Raw genomic sequence first — 17611 nt, 5'->3', positions numbered from 1 at the left:
CGTGGATTGTCTTCTCGACGCCGTCGGCCAGTACCACCGGGCTTTGCAGTAGCTGATGCTTGAAGATGCGGCCGGTCTTCACCGGCAGCGCGTCGAACTTGGCGCGCAGATGCGGCGCGGTGGAGAGATGGTCCATCACGTGATTCGGCCGGAGGAACAGCGCCATCTCGCTGCGGCCGTCCGGGCATTTGACCCGGTCCCAGCAATGCGGGTAGTCGAAGCGCCGCGCCTCCAGCTCGGACAGCAGGATTTCCATGATCCACACCCAGGGCAGGCGGCTACCGTCGGTGTCGACGATATGGCTGTTCATTTCCGCCATCAGGTCTTCGATGAAGCCGCCTTGCTGCGGATCGAGGTCGGCGAACTCGCACAGCAAGGCCCAGCTGCACAGCAGGGCGGCGTAGTTCTCCATCATCCGCCGCGCGGTGGCGTCGCCGGTGGGGGCGCGGCTGTGGCGTTCGCACAGGCCCAGGTAATGGCGGTGCAGGTCGCGCAGCCGTGCCGGCTCGACGTCGGCCAGAAACTGCAGCCAGCCCCACAGCGGGAAGGCCGGCAGATCATGCGGAATCAGCGCGCCTTGTCGCGCTACCGACAGGCTGCTGCGGCACAGCTTGGACTGCAGGCTCTGGACGTCCACTTCCTCGCCGGCCAGCAGTACCGGCGCGCACATCAGGTAGGGCGTCAGGCTGGCCCCGACGCGGGTGAACTCGAAACGATAGGTCGACTGCAGCAACGCGTCGATGTCGGACAGCACCGCTTTCGGCAGCTTGGAGAATTCATCCCAGCCCACCGGCTGCGAGGTGAACGACACCGACGCCCGCCGGCGGTGGTCGGTCTTCAGCATCTGCCCGGACAGCACCTGAAACGCCAGGGTGGTTTGCAGGCTCTCCAGCAGCTTGGACTTGCCCGAGCCCTTCTCGGCCTGCATCTGGAAGTGCGGATAGAAGCCGAGCAGGGTTTTGAGGTGCGCGCCCAAGGCCCACACCAGGGGGATGGCGGCCGCATTGTGATGGAAGGTGTCCTGATAGGCTTGGATCACGGTGCGCGCCTGTTGCGTCGTGCCGCGCGGGAAGGTCAGGTTGTAGTACAGGCATTGCTTCTGCGGCTCGACGAAATAGCAGTCCTGCCCCTCCTGCGCCGTCAGCGCGCCGGCCTTCCACGCCAGGCCGACGAAGTTGACCACGTCGCGCGCGCCCAGGTCGGCGGCCCGCTCCATCAGGTTGACCAGGCGCTGGAACTGCGCCGGCTTCCAGATCGCACCGAAGCGGCTCTTCCACCATTCGAGGTTGTACAGCTTGTCGTCGGTGGCCACCTCGCGCTGCAGCGTCACTCCATGCCGCGCCAACTGGGCGCTAACGCCGAACACGGTTTCCGGCTGATGGTCGGCCGCGCCGCTAATGGTGGCCAGGTGGCTTTGGATGCGCAGCCGCGACAGGCTGGCCACGCGGAAGGAACACAGGTCGCCCAGCGTCTCGGAACGGTTGCCGTCGTCGTCGGTCTTGAACTCGTCGACGTATTGGGTGAAGTCCTCCTTCACCCGGAAACGCCAGTACACCGCCCAGTCATGGCCCGGTAGCTGTACCCGCCGTGTCCCCTCCAGCCGCTCGCCGCCGCCGGGCATGCCGGGCAACAGCCACGCCTCCAGCTTGCGCAGCCGGCCGCGCAGCACGTCCGCGCCGTGCTGGCGCAACACGTCGTTGAGGTCTTCGCCTTCGTCCCAGTCCTGCATGTCCACCAGCAAATGGCCGATGTCCGCCGCCGTCAGCTTCTCCGACAAGCGCCATGCCGCCGCCAGCCCCGGCCGCACGCCGCTGGCCGGGTTCACCGGGTCGCTATGGTCCAGCGCCACCCGCACCGCCTTGCCGCGCAATACGGTCCAGTCGAGGCTGTCCACGTTGCCGACGCCGCGCAGCGCCAGCGCCGCCACGTCCGGCGGGGTGCAACTCTCCACCGACAGCGCATTGATCGGGCTTTCCACCAGATAGACCAGCCGCGCCCGCTGCAGCCGTTGCGGGTCGCTGCACCAACCGTGGCCCTCGCGTGCGCCTTGGCACTGAGTTTTTACACCGCCGTTCAACGCCGGATCGACATAGCGCAGATCCACCGCCGCCAGCCGGCCGCCGCTGCGCACCAGGAAGGCGACGGCCGCGCCGCCGTGGCCCACTTCGCCGGCGGCGATCTTGGCGCTGTGCCAATCGTTCCAGCCCAGCGTCTTGCAGCGCAGCGCGCGACGAATCACCGCTTCGTCTATGCCCCGGCCGGTGAGGTAGGCGATGGCCGCATCGGCTTGGGCCAGGCAGCGCTCGCCGATGTAGTCGAGGGTGGACTTGCGCACTGGCGCGGCCTTGTCCTTCATCGCGGGTTTCGGTTGCGGTAGGCCGTACCAGTCGCCCAGCAGGCGCGCGGCCGCCAACGGCGTGTCGAGTTCCGGCTGGCAGTAGCGCAGCAAGTCGATGCAACTGCCGCCGGCGTCGCCGCTCCAGTCCTTCCAGCCGCGGCCGTCGGCGAAGATCGACAGCGACGCGTGGCTGTCCGGGTGGTGCGGGCTGTGATAGTTGCCCTTGCCCTGACGCTTCAGGCCCAGGCGGGCCGCCAGGTCGTGCAAGTCAATCTGCTCCTTGAGCTGGTCGAACCATTGGCCCAGAGCGGTCGGCGCGCCGCCAGGCAAGCCGGGGGCGTCACGCCCGGTACGCGGGAGAGGGTTTCTCGCATTCATGGTCTTGTCCTTAGAGCAGTTGGCCGATGTCGGCGCTGGCGTCGATGACCTGTTGCTGCAGCGGCGCCAGCAGCCCGGCCAGGCGTTGCGCCGGCAATGGCTGGTTCTCGGCGCAGTCCAGCAACTCGACCAGGCCCTGCAGGCCGTCGCCGGTACGCGTCAGGCGAGAGACGCCGGCGCTGACGGTGTGTTCGATGCGGCGGCACAGGCTGGCCAGTTGGTTCAGCGGCTCGCGCAGTGCGGCATGTTCGGGGGTATCGGCCAGCTGCTGCAGCTGGGCCAGTTGGTGATGGACGGCGGACAGGATCAGGGCGTTCATGCCAGCACCTCCACGGCGAAACCGGCGGCGGTGCGATGAATCAAGGCGCGTTGCCCCTGGGCGACCAGCAAGGCGGCGAGCGCACGGGCTTCGGCTTCGTTGGGCAGCGTGGAAACGGGACGGGTAGTGCGTGGAAATAGGGCGCGGAGAGCGCGCAGGGTGATGCTAGGCATGGAAGCCTCCTTATCTAGGTTTAACCCGCCTCTCGTCGCCAAACGAGGGGGGCGGGCACATGGCAGGGTTGGCGAACCGGAGATAAGGAAACCGGCATACCCGAAGGTATCCCCACCATGGCCCGCCATAGAAAAGGACGTACCAATGGTGTTTCTAACGGACGTAAAAAAGCCGCCATTATGGCGGGTATCCGCCTTATCAATCAGGTCGCCAAACCCGGTCGCTGTTTTAGATGCGACGTAAAGATGGTGCAGCAATCGAGCGAGCTTGTCAATTCGCTGACGGGGGTGGGCAATCAGGTTCGCGCAGTTCATCCGGGGTGATATTTCTAAAGCGTGGAGCGGGATCATCGGGAATGGGGCCGGGTTTTAGCGGGCATAAAAATGAAGCCGCCACTCAATATTAAATAAGTGAATTAAATCCATGTCAGCCGACGCTATTCAAGGTCGATTTCAAGGGGCTACATGGCCCGCCGGCCGGCGAGCCATGGCACTTAGCCCAGGACGCGATGCCGCACGCGGCCGGGCGTCACGATCAGCGCTTGCCGAGGCGAGGGCGACAGGCCCGGCAAGGTGCGCAGCCGCTCCGGCGGAATCCGCGCGCCGCCGTGGATGGGCTGGGCCAGGGTGATCGGTTCGCCTTCCAGCGTCTTGAACTGGTGGCAGCAGTCATCGTTGCTGCAGTTGTAGTAATTCTCCTTGGTCGCGGCGCTGAGCATGCGGCTGGTCAGCACCCGCGACACCGCGCCGCACAAAGGGCAAGGGAAGGCCATGATGCACTCTCCTTCAGTCGACAATTTCAACAGCGTCAATCAGCACGCAAGCGGCGAGGTTTTCGACGACGTAGGCGTCGTGGCTGGAATGATAGAACTCCACCCGGTTTAGCGACGGTTCCTCGTGGTAGTGGTAGCGGCTGGCGTGCTGATTGAAGTACAGCGACAGGTTGTCCAGTCGAGTAATCAAAATGCTGTCGCCGGGGAAGAAGGCGGCCGTCGCCGCTTGCAGCCCGCCCAGGCGCTGCTGGTGAAACACCAGGTCGTCGCCCTCGGCTTGCGGGTTCGCGTCGCAGACCGCATCCGGCAGCAAGTCCGCGCCCACCAGCACCACCAGGCCGGGATCATCGCGCCAAGCCGGGGCCAGCCGCTGCTTGAGCGCATAGCGCACCAGGCGATGCAGCGAGCGGAAGCGTTCGCTCTCGCCGATACGGGCGCCCTCGATCCAGTTTTGCGGCGCTTGCTCACGGATCTGCTGCAGCCAGCCGAGATTGACGTCTTCCAACAGCGGATGGCTGGCCCGGTTCGAGTCCGGCGCGCGCTGCAGACCGTGGAAGCCGATCATGATGCGGTCCAGCAGCATGCGGCGTTCCAGCGCTTGCCGCGCGCGGGCTTCAAAGCCGGCCGGTGTCTGGCTCTCGCTCCACCAGGCGTCCAGCGTGTCGTAACTGAAGGCGGCGTCGAAGTTGGTTTGCTGGCAGTGGTATTGCGCCGGCCGCCAGGTCTTGCCGGCCGGCTGGCGTTCATGGCGCTGGGTGTCGACGGTGGCGGCCAAGGTGCCGGCGAGATCGAAGTGCTTGGCCTGCCCGCGGATGTCGGAGACGCCGAGCAGGTTGATCGCGGACAGCAGCCGGCTGCGGGCCTTCAGCGCGTTGAGGCGCGCTTGCGCCGCCTGGGGCGTGGGGGTGGCGTACAGGCTGTCCTGAGCGCGGTACTGCTCCAGCGCGTGGTAGTAGTGGTCGATGAACTGGTTCAGCGCGTGGCGGGTGGGGTTCTGCATGTCTCGTCTCGGTTAGCGGTTGATCAGGGCTTGGTACTGCGCGTCGCGCTGGGCTTGGTATCGCTGTCGGGCAATCACGTTGTGTTGCTGTAGCGGCGGGGTGGCCAACGGCGGCAGCGGCTGGTTCAAGCGGGCGAGCAGGGTGTCCGGGGCCGCCGGCGAAGCGCTGCACAGCCTCTGCTGCAGCGCGCCGGGCTTGAGCACGGCATGGACTTGCTCTTCCTCGCGGTGCCAGTCGGCGCTGCCGAACACGCGCTCGATGCAGGCCGGCGGCGCTTGGCTCAGCAACAGCGTCAGCACCGGCAGTTGTTCGCCCCATTGGGGCAGGTGGTCGTCGAGCACCGCGTCCCAGTACTGGCGCTGCAGCGCGTCGCGCACCTCGGCCAGCGCCTTGCGCTGCTCGAACAGCGCTTCATGCTGGATCTCGGCTTGAATCTTCTCTTCCTCGGCGATCTTCAGCGTTTCCTCGGCCAATTCCAGGTTGGCCATCTCCTTGTGCTTCAGCTCGCGCACCGCCTTGGTGGGGACGCCCAAGGTCGAGCGCATCGCTTGGCGGCAATCCTTGCGCGCCTGCTCGGCCTCCATGCGCAGCGCGGCGGCGGTGTGCTCGCGGCGCGTGGTCTGGCTGGTCAACTGCTGCCAGGCGTCGAGCGCGTGTTCAAAAGCGGTCTGGCGTTCTGCCAGCTCGGCCACGGCGGCAGCCAGGCGGGTTTGGGTGGTGGGGTTCTGGATATGCATGGTCTGAGTCCGGGAAGTTGCGGGGTTAGGCGCGGCGGGCCGCGATGCGTCCAGCCATCCAGCTCTCGATTTCAGAGGACAGCCAGGCCACGCTCTTGCCGCCCAGCGGCACCGGTGCCGGGAAACGGCCCTGCTTGATGGCGTCGTACACCGACGAGCGGGACAGGCCGCAAGTGGCGATGACTTCCGGCAAGCGCAGAAAGCGCAGCGGTTGAGAAGAGGGCGAAGCGGCAACAGCGGTCATGAAGCGTCCTTGTTGGTTGAGGTGGATATCGGTGGATGGCATCGGATACGCCGATCAGCGAACGCAGTATTTCAGAAATGACAAACCGGGTTTGGGGGTAGGGTTGTGCCGCGTTCCCACACAACAAAAAAATTTGAAATGCCAAAAAAACGCGGATTTTGCTCTTGACGACGGGCGGGAAAACAGGAACGCGGGCGCAACATGGCCCGCTATGGAACGGCATCGGATGGCGGTGGACGGGCTAGGACGGACTCAGCGGCAAGGAAACGGGGGACAGCAGGAAAACGCGAAGCGGGGACGGTCAGCGGACAGGGCGACTGCATGCATAGCGTGCATGAAAACGCATGAATCCGGGCAGGGGGACAAGGGCGCGCCAGGCCATACGGCAAGGGCCTGGCACGGGTTCATGCAGCTGCATGATTAGCGGCCTATTAAGTGCGGGGGCGAGGCGGGGCTTCGATAGCGCGCGCTGGGTATGTGTGGGAAAACGGCTCAAAGTAAATGTGGCTGAGGCTGGCCTTAAAGAAATTTTTTGAATAATGCAAGAGTAGTTCGTTTCTATTTTAGAATTGTAGTATTGGAATGAATTTAAATATTATGAAAAGATAGAGTATTGAGATTGTGGTGAATGCAAGTGAAAAGGTTACTGGGCTTTTCTGGTACATTCTCTTGTATATCCGTATTATGTTAAGTACTGGATCTTGGGTGTGGTTTTTAGAATATAAGGCTTGCTCAAGCTCGCTTAATACTTTCAGGGAGCCTTCTTTCTCATTGGCTATAATGTGTGCCTGCAGGTCAGATAGCATCTTTCCATAATTGCCTGGAAAGGGGGTGGTTACTCTCTTGTTGTGTTTTGAGTTAATCTCATCTGTTATTTTTTGAACTGTATCGTAGTATTTTTGTTTTTGATCTGAGCCAAGGTGGCGGCTTTTTTCAAAGCGTAATACTACATCTCCTAGCCATTGGTCTATTTGGTATTCTCCAATTAGATCTATGTCAATGTCACGCTCAACGGCGCTGCGAATTATTTTTAGTCTTTCTTCATTGATGTTCTCTTGATTTACTAGCATTCCTTCTAGTAAGTCAATTAATGTGTCTTTTGCTTTTTTTATTCTCTCTTTTTTGATTTTTCTACCAGAAAACCAGACGCCAATAGGTCCCAAAACAAAAAATATAAAACCAACAATTAAAGAAATTACAATATTTGAAGAGTTGTCATGCCAGAATTGTGTTATTTCGCCCCACATGATTTTTCCTTTTGGTTATGGCTGTTGGTGTACAGGTTGGTCGTTGTGTTTTTTAGGGCGTCTTGGCCTGGTCAATATGGTCTGCCCACCACTGCATCATTTTCTTGCGCTCTTCAATGTACTCGGCACGATTGTAAGCAGCTCGTACTTTGTTTGTTTCGATATGGGATAACTGACGCTCAATGGCGTCCGAGTTGAAGCCTTCTTCATTCAAGATGGTTGATGCCGTCGAGCGGAAGCCGTGGACATCGGCTTTGCCCCTGAAGCCCATGCTGTGAAGTGCACGGCGCAGGGTTTCCGGCGACATGGGGCGGCGCGGGCTGTTGCGGTTGGGGAAGATGTGTTCGCGGCCGCCGCTGATTGCGTGGAGCTGGCGCAGCACGTCCATGGCTTGCTTGGATAGCGGGACCAGATGCGGTGGCGCGGTCTTCTTGGATTTCTCCGGCAACTTGCGATGCTCTGGCGGGATGGTCCACAGCGCCTTGTCGAAGTCGATTTCCTCCCACCTGGCCATGGCCATCTCTCCGACGCGGGTGAAGGTCAGCAACATCAGTTTCATCATCAGCTTAGTTTGCACGCTACCGTCATATTTTTCCAGTGCGTCGAGGAAGGCGGGGATATCCTCGCGCATCAGCGCCTTGCGCGGAGTGGATTGCTGGCTTTTGAGGGCGTCAGTCAGGGGCGCGGCCGGGTCGCTGTCGCAGCGGCCGGTCAGGATGGCTAGGCGGAAGACGGCTGAGCAGCGTTGCCGTAGGCGTTTGGTGGTGTCGATGTTGCCGGCGCTTTCCACCTTGCGCAGCACCTCCAGCAATTCAAGTGGGCGGATGTCGTTGATGGGTCTGTCGCCGATGTAAGGGAAGATGTGGGACTTCATGGCCGAGAGCACGCGCTCGCTGTGGGCGGCGGACCATTCGTGGCTTTCCCTTTCATGCCACTCCAGCGCGATGGCTTCAAACGTATTGGCAGCGGCAGCCAACTTGATCACCTTATCCATCTTGCGCATTGCCGCCGGATCATCGCCATCGGCGATCTGCTTGCGGGCATCATCGCGCTTCAGTCTGGCTTCCTTCAGACTGACTTCCGGGTATACGCCCAGCGCCAGCAGTTTCTCTTTGCCATTGATACGATATTTCAGCCGCCAATACTTCGCGCCTGTCGGCATGATCCATAGAGACAGCCCCTGTCCATCGGTGAGCTTGAGGTGCTTGCCATCCTCGCGGGGCTTGGCGTTTTTGATGGCGGCGTCGGTTAGGGGCATGGGGGTACTCCTCGCTTTGGGGGTATCGAAATCTGGGGGTACACAAGATACCACCAAAAATACCCCCGCGTACCCCCGGCTTTGCTTGGATGGTTTCGGACTGCTTTGGACGTAAAAAAACCCGCAAAGCCTTATTTGGCGCGGGTTTTTGGATTTTCTCGGACTGCTTTGGAGGTGTAAGTGGCGCCCCCGACAGGAATCGAACCTGTAACTGCCCCTTAGGAGGGGGCCGTTATATCCATTTAACTACGGAGACGCTTAGAAAAACTGCTGGGTCAGGCGCTGCGGTCCACCGACAGGCGGGCCAACTCCACCAAGGCCTGACGGGTGTCCGATTCCGGAATCGGCGCCAGCGCGGCCACGGCCTGTTCGGCCACCTTGACCGCTTCCGCCCGGGCGTAGTCCAGCGCGCCGCAGGATTGTACCGCAGCCAGCACATCCTGGAAACGATCGCGGCTGGCGTGTTCCAGCGCGTCGCGCACGGTGGCGGAGGCTTCCGGGCCGCCGTTGCGCATGGTGTAGATCAAGGGCAGGGTCGGCTTGCCTTCGGCCAGATCGTCGCCCAGGCTCTTGCCTATGGTGTCGGCGTCGCCGCTGTAATCCAGCACGTCGTCGATGATCTGGAAAGCGGTGCCCAGGTACATGCCGTATTCGGCCATCGCCTGCGCCTGTTCGGCGCTGGCGCCGGCGCTGAGCGCGCCCACGCGGGCGGAGGCTTCAAACAGCTTGGCGGTCTTGTACTTGATCACGCGCAGGTATTCGTCTTCGGTGACGTCGGTGTTGCCGATATTGAGCAGCTGCAGCACCTCGCCCTCGGCGATGATGTTGGTGGCTTCCGCCATCACCGCCAGGATGTCCATATTGCGGGTGGTCACCATCATCTGGAAGGCGCGGGTGTAGAGGAAGTCCCCCACCAGCACGCTGGCGGCGTTGCCGAACAGCGCATTGGCGGTTTCGCGGCCGCGGCGCAGGTCGGATTCGTCCACCACGTCGTCGTGCAGCAAGGTGGCGGTGTGGATGAATTCGATCATCGCCGCCAGCTCGTGCAATTGTTCGCCGTTGTGACCCAGCGCGCGGCCGGACAGCAGCGTCAACACCGGGCGCAGGCGTTTGCCGCCGGCGGAAATGATGTATTCCGCTACCTGGCGGATCAGGACGACGTCGGAGTGCAGCCGGGCGCGGATGACGCGGTCTACGGCCTGCATGTCGTCGGCTATCAGTGTACGGAAAAGCGGGGTGGACACGATTTCAACCAGTTATTTGAGATGGGTACGCCAAAGGCTGGAATGTTACCAGAAAAGCCCCTCCAGCCGCCACGGGGCGTACTCCTTAGGACTAAGTCGATGAAATCATTGACAAGTTGACGGGGTGTCCGTATAGTTTCGCGTTCTCCCGCAATAGGCGGCGAGATTTTTATATTCAGGAGCTCATGCGAATGTATGCGGTCATAAAAACCGGCGGCAAGCAGTACAAAGTTGTCGTTGGTGAAAAACTCAAAGTAGAACAGATACCTGCAGACGTCGACAGCCAGATCGTACTTGAAGAAGTGCTGATGATTGCTGACGGTGAACAGGTTGTTGTAGGCGCCCCGATGATTGCCGGCGCCACTGTTAAGGCCACCGTTGTTTCCCACGGTCGTGGCGACAAGATCCGCATCTTCAAGATGCGTCGTCGCAAGCACTACCAGAAACATCAGGGTCATCGTCAAAACTTCACCGAAATCCGCATCGACGCGATTTCGAAGTAAGGATAAACAGTCATGGCACACAAAAAAGCAGGCGGTAGCTCCCGCAACGGTCGTGACTCCGAAGCCAAACGCCTGGGCGTTAAGGTTTACGGCAGCGAACTGATTCCGGCAGGTTCCATTATCGTGCGTCAGCGCGGCACCCGCTTCCACGCAGGTGAAAACGTTGGTCAGGGCAAGGATCACACCTTGTTCGCCAAGGTTGACGGTTACGTTGAATTCACCATTAAAGGTGCAATGAAGCGCAAGATCGTTAATGTGGTTCCGTACACCGGCGTAGACGGCGAATAATTTTTCGCTTTCTAGTGACCGAGAAAGCCCTATCCTGCGATAGGGCTTTTTTCATACCCTGAGGGGCAAGGCGTGAGGGTGGCCGCGAGTCCATCCTGACCCCTGACTCCTCGCAAGACAGAGGTTGAAAACATGAAATTTATCGATGAAGCCCGCATTGAAGTATTCGCGGGACGCGGCGGCAACGGCGTGGCCAGTTTCCGTCGCGAGAAGTTCGTGCCCTTCGGCGGCCCGGACGGCGGCGACGGCGGCAAGGGCGGCAGCGTGTACGCGGTGGCGGACGAGAACGTCAACACCCTGGTGGAGTTCCGCTTCGTCAAGAAATACCTGGCCGAACACGGCGAGCGCGGCCGCGGCGCCGATTGCTACGGCAAGGGCGGCGACGACATCGACCTGAAAATGCCGGTGGGCACGGTGATCACCGACCACGACACCGGCGAGCTGGTGGCGGACCTGACCCATCACGGCCAGCGCATCATGATTGCGCGCGGCGGCAAGGGCGGCCTGGGCAATATCCATTTCAAATCCTCCACCAACCGCGCGCCGCGTCAGTGCACGCCGGGCGAGCAGGGTGAGCAGCGCACGCTGAAGCTGGAGCTGAAAGTGCTGGCCGACGTGGGCCTGCTGGGCATGCCCAACGCCGGCAAGTCCACCTTCATCCGCGCGGTGTCGGCGGCGCGTCCCAAGGTGGCGGATTATCCGTTCACCACGCTGCACCCCAATCTGGGCGTGGTGCGCATGGACGATACCCGCAGCTTCGTGATCGCCGACATTCCCGGCCTGATCGAAGGCGCGGCGGAAGGCGCCGGCCTGGGCCACCGCTTCCTCAAGCATTTGCAGCGCACCGGCTTGTTGCTGCACGTGGTGGACGTGGCGCCGTTCGATCCCGACGTGGACCCGGTGCGCGAGGCGCGCGCCATCGTCGAGGAACTGAAGAAGTACGACGACGAACTGCACGGCAAGCCGCGCTGGCTGGTGTTGAACAAGGTGGATATGTTGCCGCCGGACGAGCGCGAGCTGACGGTGTCCGCCTTCCTTAAAGCCTATGGCTGGCCGGAAGAGCAGCCGGACGACCGTTTCGGCTTCGATCTCAAGGCGCCGCGCGTGTTCAGCATTTCCGCGCTGAACCACGAAGGCACCCGCGAGCTGACTTTCGCCATCATGTCCTATCTGGACGTGGTGCGCGCGGAGCAGCGCAAGCAGGTGGAAGAGGCGCAGCAGCAAGCCGCCGCCGCGCGTCAGACCATGATTACTCCGGATGCGGCGATGCATCAGGACACGACGGAAGAATAAGCGCCTGTTTACGATCTGCTGGGCGTCGAGAGATGTGACGCGGTGAGTGCGTTTTCGCCTTGTCTCGTTCTAGCCCGCTAGACTTTGGGTGGGTTCTTTCATTCAGGCGCCGGCATCCACGGCAAGCAAGAAGGCCAGTCTCGCGACTGGCCTTTTTCATTTCAGTCCGCCGCCGCGGGGGTGACGCCGCGCGTCGCCCACCAGAACAGCAGGGCCAGCAGGCTGACGGCGGCGCCCAGCAAACACACGGCTTGCCAGCCGGCATGGGCGTAGGCCGCCGTTGCGCCGATGGCGCCCAGCCCGCTGCCAACGGCGTAGAACAGCATGTAAAGGCCCACCAGCCGGCTATGGGCTGCTGGCCGGGCGCGGAAAATCAGGCTCTGGTTGGTGACGTGCAGCGCCTGGCCGCCCAGGTCCAGCAGCACGATGCCGATCAGCAGCGCGCCCAGCGATTGCTGCATCAGCGACAGCGGCCACCAGGCCAGCAGCAATAAAGCCAGCGCCGCCGCGCTGGTGCGCTGGCCATGTCCGCCGTCGGCCCAGCGTCCGGCGCGGGCGGCGGCCAGCGCTCCTATCGCGCCCGCCAGGCCGAAGGCGCCGATGGCGGTGCGGGAGTAGCCGTGGGGCGGCGCGCTCAAAGGCAGCGCCAGCGCGCTCCAGAAGACGTTGAAGGCGGCGAACATCAGCAGCGCCAGCATGCCGCGCGCTTGCAGCGTTTTTTCCCGTCGCAGCAAGTCCAGCATGGAGGCCAGCAGCGCCGGGTAGCGCATCGCGTTCGCGGCGACGGGGAGCGGCGGCAAGCGCCGCCACAGCGGCAGCGCAATCGCCAGCATCAGCCCGGCGGCGGCGAGGTAGACGCCGCGCCAGCCGGCCAGGTCGCTGACGGCGCCGGAGAACGCCCGCGCCAGCAGCAGGCCGATGAAGACGCCGCTTTGCGCCGCGCCGACGACGCGCCCTTGCTCATGCGGAGCGGCGGCGCTGGCCGCGTAGGCGATCAACCCCTGCGTCATCGCCGTGCCCAGCAGTCCGACCGCGAGCATGCCGGCCAGCAGCGCCGGGGTGGAGCGCGCCATGGCCACCGCCGTCAGCGCGGCGGCCAGCGCCAGCAGTTGCGCCGCCATCAGGCGGCGGCGTTCCAGCAGATCGCCCAGCGGCACCAGCAGCAGCAGGGCCAGCGCGCAGCCTATCTGGGTGGCGGTGATCACGCCGCCCACCGCCGCCTGGCGGATGGAAAAGTCCCGGGCCAGCGCGTCCAGCAGGGGTTGAGCGTAATAGACGTTGGCCACGCTCAAGCCGCTGGCGGCGGCGAACAGCCATACCAGGCCGGCGGGCGTGTTCGCTGGCTTGTGTTTCAAGAGTGGCGATGGGGCGTGCCTGGCGTTCATGGTCCCGAGTCCGTTCAATCTGGTTGCAAAATAAAACCGATTGAATGCTAGGGCAGGTAGTTTTAAAATGCAACTGATTGATCCCGCCGCCGCAGAACCCAAGGAGAGCCCATGACGCGCCACAACACCATGAATCAGGAGCCATGTCCGGTGGCGCGCAGCGTCGACGTGGTCGGGGATCGCTGGTCCTTGTTGATCGTGCGCGACGCCTTCGACGGCGTGCGCCGCTTCGGCGATTTCCAGCGCGGCCTGGGCATGGCCCGCAACATCCTGTCCGACCGGCTGCGCAAGCTGGTGGACGCCGGGGTGCTCGCCACCCAGGCGGCCTCGGACGGCTCCGTTTACCAGGAGTATGTGTTGACGGCCAAGGGGGAAAGCCTGTTCGCGGTGGTGCTGGCCTTGCGCCAGTGGGGCGAAGGGCATTTGTTCGAGGCGGGCGAAGGCCATTCGCTGTTGATAGACAAGCGGACCGGCCAGCCCGTGCCCTTGATGTCGCCCAGGGACGCGGACGGCGTCGAACTGGCGCCCGAGGCCACCGAGGTGCGCAAGCTGGCCTGAGCCGATCGGCCGAGACAAAGACGGAGCCGCGGTGCAGCCATGCGCTGGGCCGGCGCTTGTCCCTTCCCGCATTCTTCAGGGCTGCGGCCCATTACCCTTCCCGCGTTCTTCCCGGTCCGCCTTGTCCTTGTCTGCCATTTGAACAGCCCCTTCGGCGGGTGGAAGCGGCTTGTTCACATGAAGACTTTTTCATTTGCAGGTACACCCATTCCGATACCAAGCGTTACTTGAGTGGGTGTCTGGATGTTGTATTTTGTCCTCAACAAGCCGCAAATTCGCCCTGGCGCTGAAATACCAAGTCATTAATTTTCCATGACGGCATGACGTAAGCTTAGATAAGAGCGGCGTGGGCGGCGGGCGGCGGAGACGGTATAGACAAATTGCTCTATTTATATAACATGAAGCGCTCAGCCCCCGCGGGGGCGATGCCGGATCAGAGGGCGAAAAGCCCCGTGCGCTTTAACTTGTGAAATGCATATGCCCGGCTGTCGGCTCGGGATTTTCACCGTTGGCTGTAGATGAAGTCTATGAGGAGAAGCAAATGAAGAAAGCATTGGCTGTGATGGCTTTGGGTCTGATGACCGCGTCTATCGGCGCATGGGCCAAGGATTGGAAGGAAGTCCGCTTCGGGGTGGACGCCAGTTACGCGCCGTTTGAATCCAAGGCGCCCAACGGCCAGCTGGTGGGCTTCGACATCGATCTGGGCAATGAAATCTGTAAGCGCCTGAAAGCCAAGTGTGTGTGGGTGGAAAACGATTTCGACGGCATGATCCCGGCTTTGAAAGCCAAGAAGTTCGACGGCGTGCTGTCCTCGATGTCGGTGACCGAAGCCCGGATGAAGGAAATCAGCTTCTCCGCCAAATTGTTCAACACGCCTACCCGCATGGTGGCCAAGACCGGTTCCGGCCTGATGCCGACTCCGGCTTCGCTGAAGGGCAAGCGCGTGGGCGTGGAGCAAGGCACCATCCAGGAAGCCTACGCCAAGAAACACTGGGCGCCGGCCGGCGTGGAAGTGGTGCCTTATCAGAACCAGACCCAAGTGCTGTCCGACCTGGGGGCCGGCCGTCTGGACGCCTCGTTGCAAGACGCGGTGCAGGCGGACGAAGGCTTCCTGAAGAAGCCGGAAGGCAAGGGCTTCGCCTTTGCCGGCAAAGAGCTGGTTGACCCGCAGACCCTGGGCGAAGGCGCCGCCATCGGCTTGCGCAAGGAAGACAAGGAACTGAAGGCCGATATCGACAAGGCCATCGCCGGCATGCTCAAAGACGGCACCTACAAGAAGCTTGAAAAGAAATACTTCAACTTCGACGTTTACGGCAAGTAAACGGCAAGGGCCCGTTCAAGCATGCAAGGCCGCCGCGCGGCAGGCTTTGAACGGGCTCTAAGAGTGTGTTTACGATCTTGCGAGCCAGAGTTCTCATCGCCTAAGGCGTCCACGACGCGCCGCGGATCGTAAACATGTTCTAAGCCGCAAGCCGCCGACAAAACCGCTGCATTGGAACCCGCAGCGCCTCCGTGGCCGGAGTGGGCCATCCGTTTTGTCGGCGGCTCGTCTTTTGCGCAAGTCAGGGCCGGTTCGGCGCGCGCCGCCGCCCTGAAAGGGGAAGAGCATGTTTTTGCATGGATTCGGTTCCATTATCTGGGACGGCACGCTGGTGACGCTGGAGTTGGCGGTGTTGTCATTGTTGCTGGCCTTCCTCATCGGCCTTATCGGGGCCGGGGCCAAGCTGTCCAGCAATCCCTTGCTGAGCGGCGTGTCCACCTTGTACACCACGCTGATTCGCGGCGTGCCGGATCTGGTGCTGATGCTGCTGATTTTTTACAGCCTGCAGATCGGCATCAATCATCTGACCGAATGGCAGGGCATGGAACGGATTGACCTCAATCCCTTCGTGTCCGGCGTGGTGACCCTGGGCTTCATCTACGGCGCTTATTTCACCGAAACGCTGCGCGGCGCCTTCATCTCCGTGCCCAAGGGCCAGCTGGAAGCCGGCACCGCTTACGGCATGAGCCATTGGCAGGTGTTTTCCCGCGTCCAGTTCCCGCAGATGATGCGTTTCGCGTTGCCCGGCATTTCCAATAACTGGCAGGTGATGCTGAAAGCCACCGCCCTGGTGTCCATCATCGGCCTGACCGACGTGGTCAAAGTGTCGATAGACGCCGGCAAGAGCACTTACAAAGTGTTCTTCTTCACCCTGGTGGCCGGGGCGATCTATCTGCTGCTCACCACGGTGTCCAACTTCGTGTTGATGTGGCTGGAACGCCGTTATTCCATGGGTGTGCGGGAGGCCGAGCTATGATAGACATCATTCAGCAATACTGGCGTCCCTTCCTGTGGTCGGACGGCTACCATTTGTCCGGCCTCGCCGTCACCATGTGGCTGCTGGTGCTGTCCATCGCCTTTGGCTTCATCGTGTCCATCCCGCTGGCGGTGGCGCGGGTGTCCAAGGTCAAATGGCTGGCGCGCAGCGTCTGGTTTTACACCTATGTGTTCCGCGGCACGCCGCTCTACGTGCAGCTGCTGTTCTTCTACACCGGCATGTACAGCCTGGACGTGGTGCGGGAAGTGGGCTTCCTCAACCACTTCTTCCGGGAAGGCTACAACTGCACCATCCTGGCGTTCGCGCTCAATACCTGCGCTTACACCACCGAGATCTTCGCCGGCGCGATCAAGGCCACCCCTTACGGCGAAATCGAGGCCGGGCGCGCCTACGGCATGAGCAAGTTCACTCTTTACCGAAGAGTGATCATTCCGTCCGCGCTGCGCCGCGCGCTGCCGGCGTACAGCAATGAGGTGATCCTGATGCTGCACGCCACCACCGTAGCCTTCACCGCCACCGTGCCGGACATTCTGAAAGTGGCGCGCGACGTCAACGCCGCCACCTATGACTCCTTCAACGCCTTCGGCCTGGCCGCCTTGATCTATCTGGGCGTCACCTTCATTCTGGTGGGCCTGTTCCGCAAGGCCGAGACCAGATGGCTGGCTTATTTGCAGCCGGCGAAAACCTGAGAAACGGACTAGAAGATGGACAAGCTGAATATCCAGAACATCTACAAGAGCTACGGCAGCCACGAAGTGCTCAAGGGCGTTTCGCTGACCGCCAAGGCCGGCGACGTGATCAGCATCATCGGCTCATCCGGCTCCGGCAAAAGCACCTTTCTGCGTTGCATCAACTTCCTGGAAAAACCGAACCAGGGCAGCATCAGCCTCAATGGCGAGCCCATCCGCCTGGCCGCCACCAAGAACGGCGAACTGACGCCGGCGGACCAGAAGCAATTGCAGGGCATGCGCACCAAGCTGGCCATGGTGTTCCAGCACTTCAATCTGTGGGCGCACATGACGGTGCTGGAAAACGTCATCGAGGCGCCGGTGCACGTGCTGGGGATTTCCAAGGAGGAGGCCACCCAGCGCGCGGTCAAATACCTGCGCAAAGTGGGCCTGGACGAGCGCGCGCAGGACAAGTACCCGGCGCATCTGTCCGGCGGCCAGCAACAGCGGGTGGCGATTGCGCGCGCGCTGGCGATGGAGCCGGAAGTGATGCTGTTCGACGAACCCACCTCGGCGCTGGACCCGGAGCTGGTGGGCGAGGTGCTGAAAGTGATGCAGGCCTTGGCCGAGGAGGGCCGCACCATGATCGTGGTCACCCACGAGATGGGCTTTGCCCGCAATGTGTCCAATCACGTGATGTTCCTGCACCAGGGACGGGTGGAGGAGGAGGGCTGCCCGGACGAGGTGTTCGGCAACACCAAGAGCGAGCGCTTGAAGGCCTTCCTGTCGGGCAGCCTGAAGTAAGCCTAGCCCGGCCCCGCTGAAGAAAGAGCAAACCCGCCGGCGCGCGATGGCCGGCGGGTTTGATTTTTGTGGATAAGTTTGA

The 17611-nt window shown here is 62.0% G+C and carries 20 protein-coding genes and 1 tRNA gene; 9 read left to right on the top strand and 12 right to left on the bottom strand.

The window, feature by feature from the left end:
• The 3 genes from ACODSD_RS04985 to ACODSD_RS04975 all read right to left on the bottom strand — a co-directional run.
• Positions 1-2716, bottom strand: a 2716-nt coding sequence (locus ACODSD_RS04985; protein ID WP_488876912.1) for a toprim domain-containing protein, incomplete at its 3' end; no start/stop codon positions are given.
• Between the two features lie 10 nt (positions 2717-2726).
• The gene (locus tag ACODSD_RS04980; RefSeq protein WP_488876911.1) at positions 2727-3035 is read right to left on the bottom strand and encodes a DUF1484 family protein; all 309 of its coding nucleotides are present in this window, start codon (positions 3033-3035) and stop codon (positions 2727-2729) included.
• A complete protein-coding gene (locus ACODSD_RS04975) occupies positions 3032-3208 on the bottom strand; it encodes a hypothetical protein (RefSeq protein WP_488876910.1) in 177 nt (58 codons plus the stop codon). Before ACODSD_RS04975 ends, ACODSD_RS04980 begins: the two co-directional genes overlap by 4 nt.
• 117 nt (positions 3209-3325) lie before the next feature.
• On the opposite strand from ACODSD_RS04975, the gene ACODSD_RS04970 reads away from it, so the two are divergent.
• A complete protein-coding gene (locus tag ACODSD_RS04970) occupies positions 3326-3532 on the top strand; it encodes a hypothetical protein (RefSeq protein WP_488876909.1) in 207 nt (68 codons plus the stop codon).
• A gap of 170 nt (positions 3533-3702) precedes the next feature.
• Here ACODSD_RS04970 and ACODSD_RS04965 read toward each other — a convergent pair whose 3' ends face one another.
• From ACODSD_RS04965 to ispB, 8 genes are all read right to left on the bottom strand, one after another.
• Entirely contained in the window at positions 3703-3981 is a 279-nt protein-coding gene (locus tag ACODSD_RS04965; RefSeq protein WP_488876908.1) for an Ogr/Delta-like zinc finger protein, read from the bottom strand.
• 13 nt (positions 3982-3994) lie between these two features.
• On the bottom strand, positions 3995-4981 hold the full coding sequence (locus ACODSD_RS04960) for a P2 family phage major capsid protein (protein ID WP_488876907.1): 987 nt from the start codon (positions 4979-4981) through the stop codon (positions 3995-3997).
• 12 nt (positions 4982-4993) lie between these two features.
• Positions 4994-5719 (bottom strand): hypothetical protein, encoded by a 726-nt coding sequence (locus tag ACODSD_RS04955; RefSeq protein WP_488876906.1) that lies wholly within the window; start codon positions 5717-5719, stop codon positions 4994-4996.
• Positions 5720-5744: 25 nt separating this feature from the next.
• On the bottom strand, positions 5745-5963 hold the full coding sequence (locus ACODSD_RS04950; protein WP_081557029.1) for a helix-turn-helix transcriptional regulator: 219 nt from the start codon (positions 5961-5963) through the stop codon (positions 5745-5747).
• A gap of 563 nt (positions 5964-6526) precedes the next feature.
• Positions 6527-7210, bottom strand: a complete 684-nt coding sequence (locus ACODSD_RS04945; protein ID WP_488876905.1) for a hypothetical protein — start codon at positions 7208-7210, stop codon at positions 6527-6529.
• A gap of 52 nt (positions 7211-7262) precedes the next feature.
• Entirely contained in the window at positions 7263-8468 is a 1206-nt protein-coding gene (locus ACODSD_RS04940) for a tyrosine-type recombinase/integrase (RefSeq protein WP_488876904.1), read from the bottom strand.
• A 181-nt stretch (positions 8469-8649) separates the two neighbouring features.
• A tRNA-Arg gene (locus ACODSD_RS04935) sits at positions 8650-8724 on the bottom strand.
• A gap of 19 nt (positions 8725-8743) precedes the next feature.
• A complete protein-coding gene (gene ispB, locus ACODSD_RS04930) occupies positions 8744-9673 on the bottom strand; it encodes an octaprenyl diphosphate synthase (protein WP_404990256.1) in 930 nt (309 codons plus the stop codon).
• Positions 9674-9903: 230 nt separating this feature from the next.
• On the opposite strand from ispB, the gene rplU reads away from it, so the two are divergent.
• The 3 genes from rplU to obgE all read left to right on the top strand — a co-directional run bounded on the left by rplU (position 9904) and on the right by obgE (position 11796).
• Positions 9904-10215 carry a 50S ribosomal protein L21 gene (rplU, locus tag ACODSD_RS04925; protein WP_039753142.1) on the top strand — a complete coding sequence of 104 codons (312 nt, stop codon included), beginning with the start codon at positions 9904-9906 and terminating at the stop codon, positions 10213-10215.
• Positions 10216-10227: 12 nt separating this feature from the next.
• On the top strand, positions 10228-10503 hold the full coding sequence (rpmA, locus tag ACODSD_RS04920) for a 50S ribosomal protein L27 (protein ID WP_019099926.1): 276 nt from the start codon (positions 10228-10230) through the stop codon (positions 10501-10503).
• 132 nt (positions 10504-10635) lie between these two features.
• Complete coding sequence (obgE, locus tag ACODSD_RS04915) at positions 10636-11796, top strand: GTPase ObgE (RefSeq protein WP_107800692.1); 1161 nt, start codon at positions 10636-10638, stop codon at positions 11794-11796.
• Between the two features lie 161 nt (positions 11797-11957).
• Here the strand turns inward: obgE and ACODSD_RS04910 are convergent, their stop codons facing one another.
• A complete protein-coding gene (locus ACODSD_RS04910; RefSeq protein WP_488876903.1) occupies positions 11958-13181 on the bottom strand; it encodes an MFS transporter in 1224 nt (407 codons plus the stop codon).
• 111 nt (positions 13182-13292) lie between these two features.
• On the opposite strand from ACODSD_RS04910, the gene ACODSD_RS04905 reads away from it, so the two are divergent.
• The 5 genes from ACODSD_RS04905 (at position 13293) to ACODSD_RS04885 (ending at position 17529) form a co-directional block, all read left to right on the top strand.
• On the top strand, positions 13293-13739 hold the full coding sequence (locus ACODSD_RS04905; protein ID WP_488876902.1) for a winged helix-turn-helix transcriptional regulator: 447 nt from the start codon (positions 13293-13295) through the stop codon (positions 13737-13739).
• A gap of 541 nt (positions 13740-14280) precedes the next feature.
• Positions 14281-15060, top strand: coding sequence for an ABC transporter substrate-binding protein (locus ACODSD_RS04900; protein ID WP_107800689.1), 780 nt, complete (start codon positions 14281-14283; stop codon positions 15058-15060).
• 286 nt (positions 15061-15346) lie between these two features.
• Positions 15347-16036, top strand: coding sequence for an ABC transporter permease (locus tag ACODSD_RS04895; protein ID WP_107800688.1), 690 nt, complete (start codon positions 15347-15349; stop codon positions 16034-16036).
• A complete protein-coding gene (locus ACODSD_RS04890) occupies positions 16033-16746 on the top strand; it encodes an ABC transporter permease (RefSeq protein ID WP_107800687.1) in 714 nt (237 codons plus the stop codon). Before ACODSD_RS04895 ends, ACODSD_RS04890 begins: the two co-directional genes overlap by 4 nt.
• Positions 16747-16761: 15 nt before the next feature.
• On the top strand, positions 16762-17529 hold the full coding sequence (locus ACODSD_RS04885; protein WP_107800686.1) for an ABC transporter ATP-binding protein: 768 nt from the start codon (positions 16762-16764) through the stop codon (positions 17527-17529).
• Positions 17530-17611 lie beyond the last annotated feature (82 nt).

This window comes from Chromobacterium sp. FG22, assembly GCF_057809415.1.
Note: the sequence above shows the minus strand (reverse complement) of the source record. Positions and strands in the feature narration are given on the sequence as shown.

Excerpts from the sequence above, each read along its gene's own strand:
- ACODSD_RS04890 (WP_107800687.1), top strand. The coding sequence starts at position 16,033 with ATGATAGACATCATTCAGCAATACTGGCGTCCCTTCCTGTGGTCGGAC.
- ACODSD_RS04975 (WP_488876910.1), bottom strand. The coding sequence starts at position 3,208 with ATGCCTAGCATCACCCTGCGCGCTCTCCGCGCCCTATTTCCACGCACT.
- ACODSD_RS04970 (WP_488876909.1), top strand. The coding sequence starts at position 3,326 with ATGGCCCGCCATAGAAAAGGACGTACCAATGGTGTTTCTAACGGACGT.
- ACODSD_RS04940 (WP_488876904.1), bottom strand. The coding sequence starts at position 8,468 with ATGCCCCTAACCGACGCCGCCATCAAAAACGCCAAGCCCCGCGAGGAT.
- ACODSD_RS04885 (WP_107800686.1), top strand. The coding sequence starts at position 16,762 with ATGGACAAGCTGAATATCCAGAACATCTACAAGAGCTACGGCAGCCAC.
- rpmA (WP_019099926.1), top strand. The coding sequence starts at position 10,228 with ATGGCACACAAAAAAGCAGGCGGTAGCTCCCGCAACGGTCGTGACTCC.
- ACODSD_RS04965 (WP_488876908.1), bottom strand. The coding sequence starts at position 3,981 with ATGGCCTTCCCTTGCCCTTTGTGCGGCGCGGTGTCGCGGGTGCTGACC.
- ACODSD_RS04945 (WP_488876905.1), bottom strand. The coding sequence starts at position 7,210 with ATGTGGGGCGAAATAACACAATTCTGGCATGACAACTCTTCAAATATT.
- ispB (WP_404990256.1), bottom strand. The coding sequence starts at position 9,673 with ATGCAGGCCGTAGACCGCGTCATCCGCGCCCGGCTGCACTCCGACGTC.
- ACODSD_RS04980 (WP_488876911.1), bottom strand. The coding sequence starts at position 3,035 with ATGAACGCCCTGATCCTGTCCGCCGTCCATCACCAACTGGCCCAGCTG.
- rplU (WP_039753142.1), top strand. The coding sequence starts at position 9,904 with ATGTATGCGGTCATAAAAACCGGCGGCAAGCAGTACAAAGTTGTCGTT.
- obgE (WP_107800692.1), top strand. The coding sequence starts at position 10,636 with ATGAAATTTATCGATGAAGCCCGCATTGAAGTATTCGCGGGACGCGGC.
- ACODSD_RS04895 (WP_107800688.1), top strand. The coding sequence starts at position 15,347 with ATGTTTTTGCATGGATTCGGTTCCATTATCTGGGACGGCACGCTGGTG.
- ACODSD_RS04910 (WP_488876903.1), bottom strand. The coding sequence starts at position 13,181 with ATGAACGCCAGGCACGCCCCATCGCCACTCTTGAAACACAAGCCAGCG.
- ACODSD_RS04905 (WP_488876902.1), top strand. The coding sequence starts at position 13,293 with ATGACGCGCCACAACACCATGAATCAGGAGCCATGTCCGGTGGCGCGC.
- ACODSD_RS04955 (WP_488876906.1), bottom strand. The coding sequence starts at position 5,719 with ATGCATATCCAGAACCCCACCACCCAAACCCGCCTGGCTGCCGCCGTG.
- ACODSD_RS04950 (WP_081557029.1), bottom strand. The coding sequence starts at position 5,963 with ATGACCGCTGTTGCCGCTTCGCCCTCTTCTCAACCGCTGCGCTTTCTG.
- ACODSD_RS04960 (WP_488876907.1), bottom strand. The coding sequence starts at position 4,981 with ATGCAGAACCCCACCCGCCACGCGCTGAACCAGTTCATCGACCACTAC.
- ACODSD_RS04900 (WP_107800689.1), top strand. The coding sequence starts at position 14,281 with ATGAAGAAAGCATTGGCTGTGATGGCTTTGGGTCTGATGACCGCGTCT.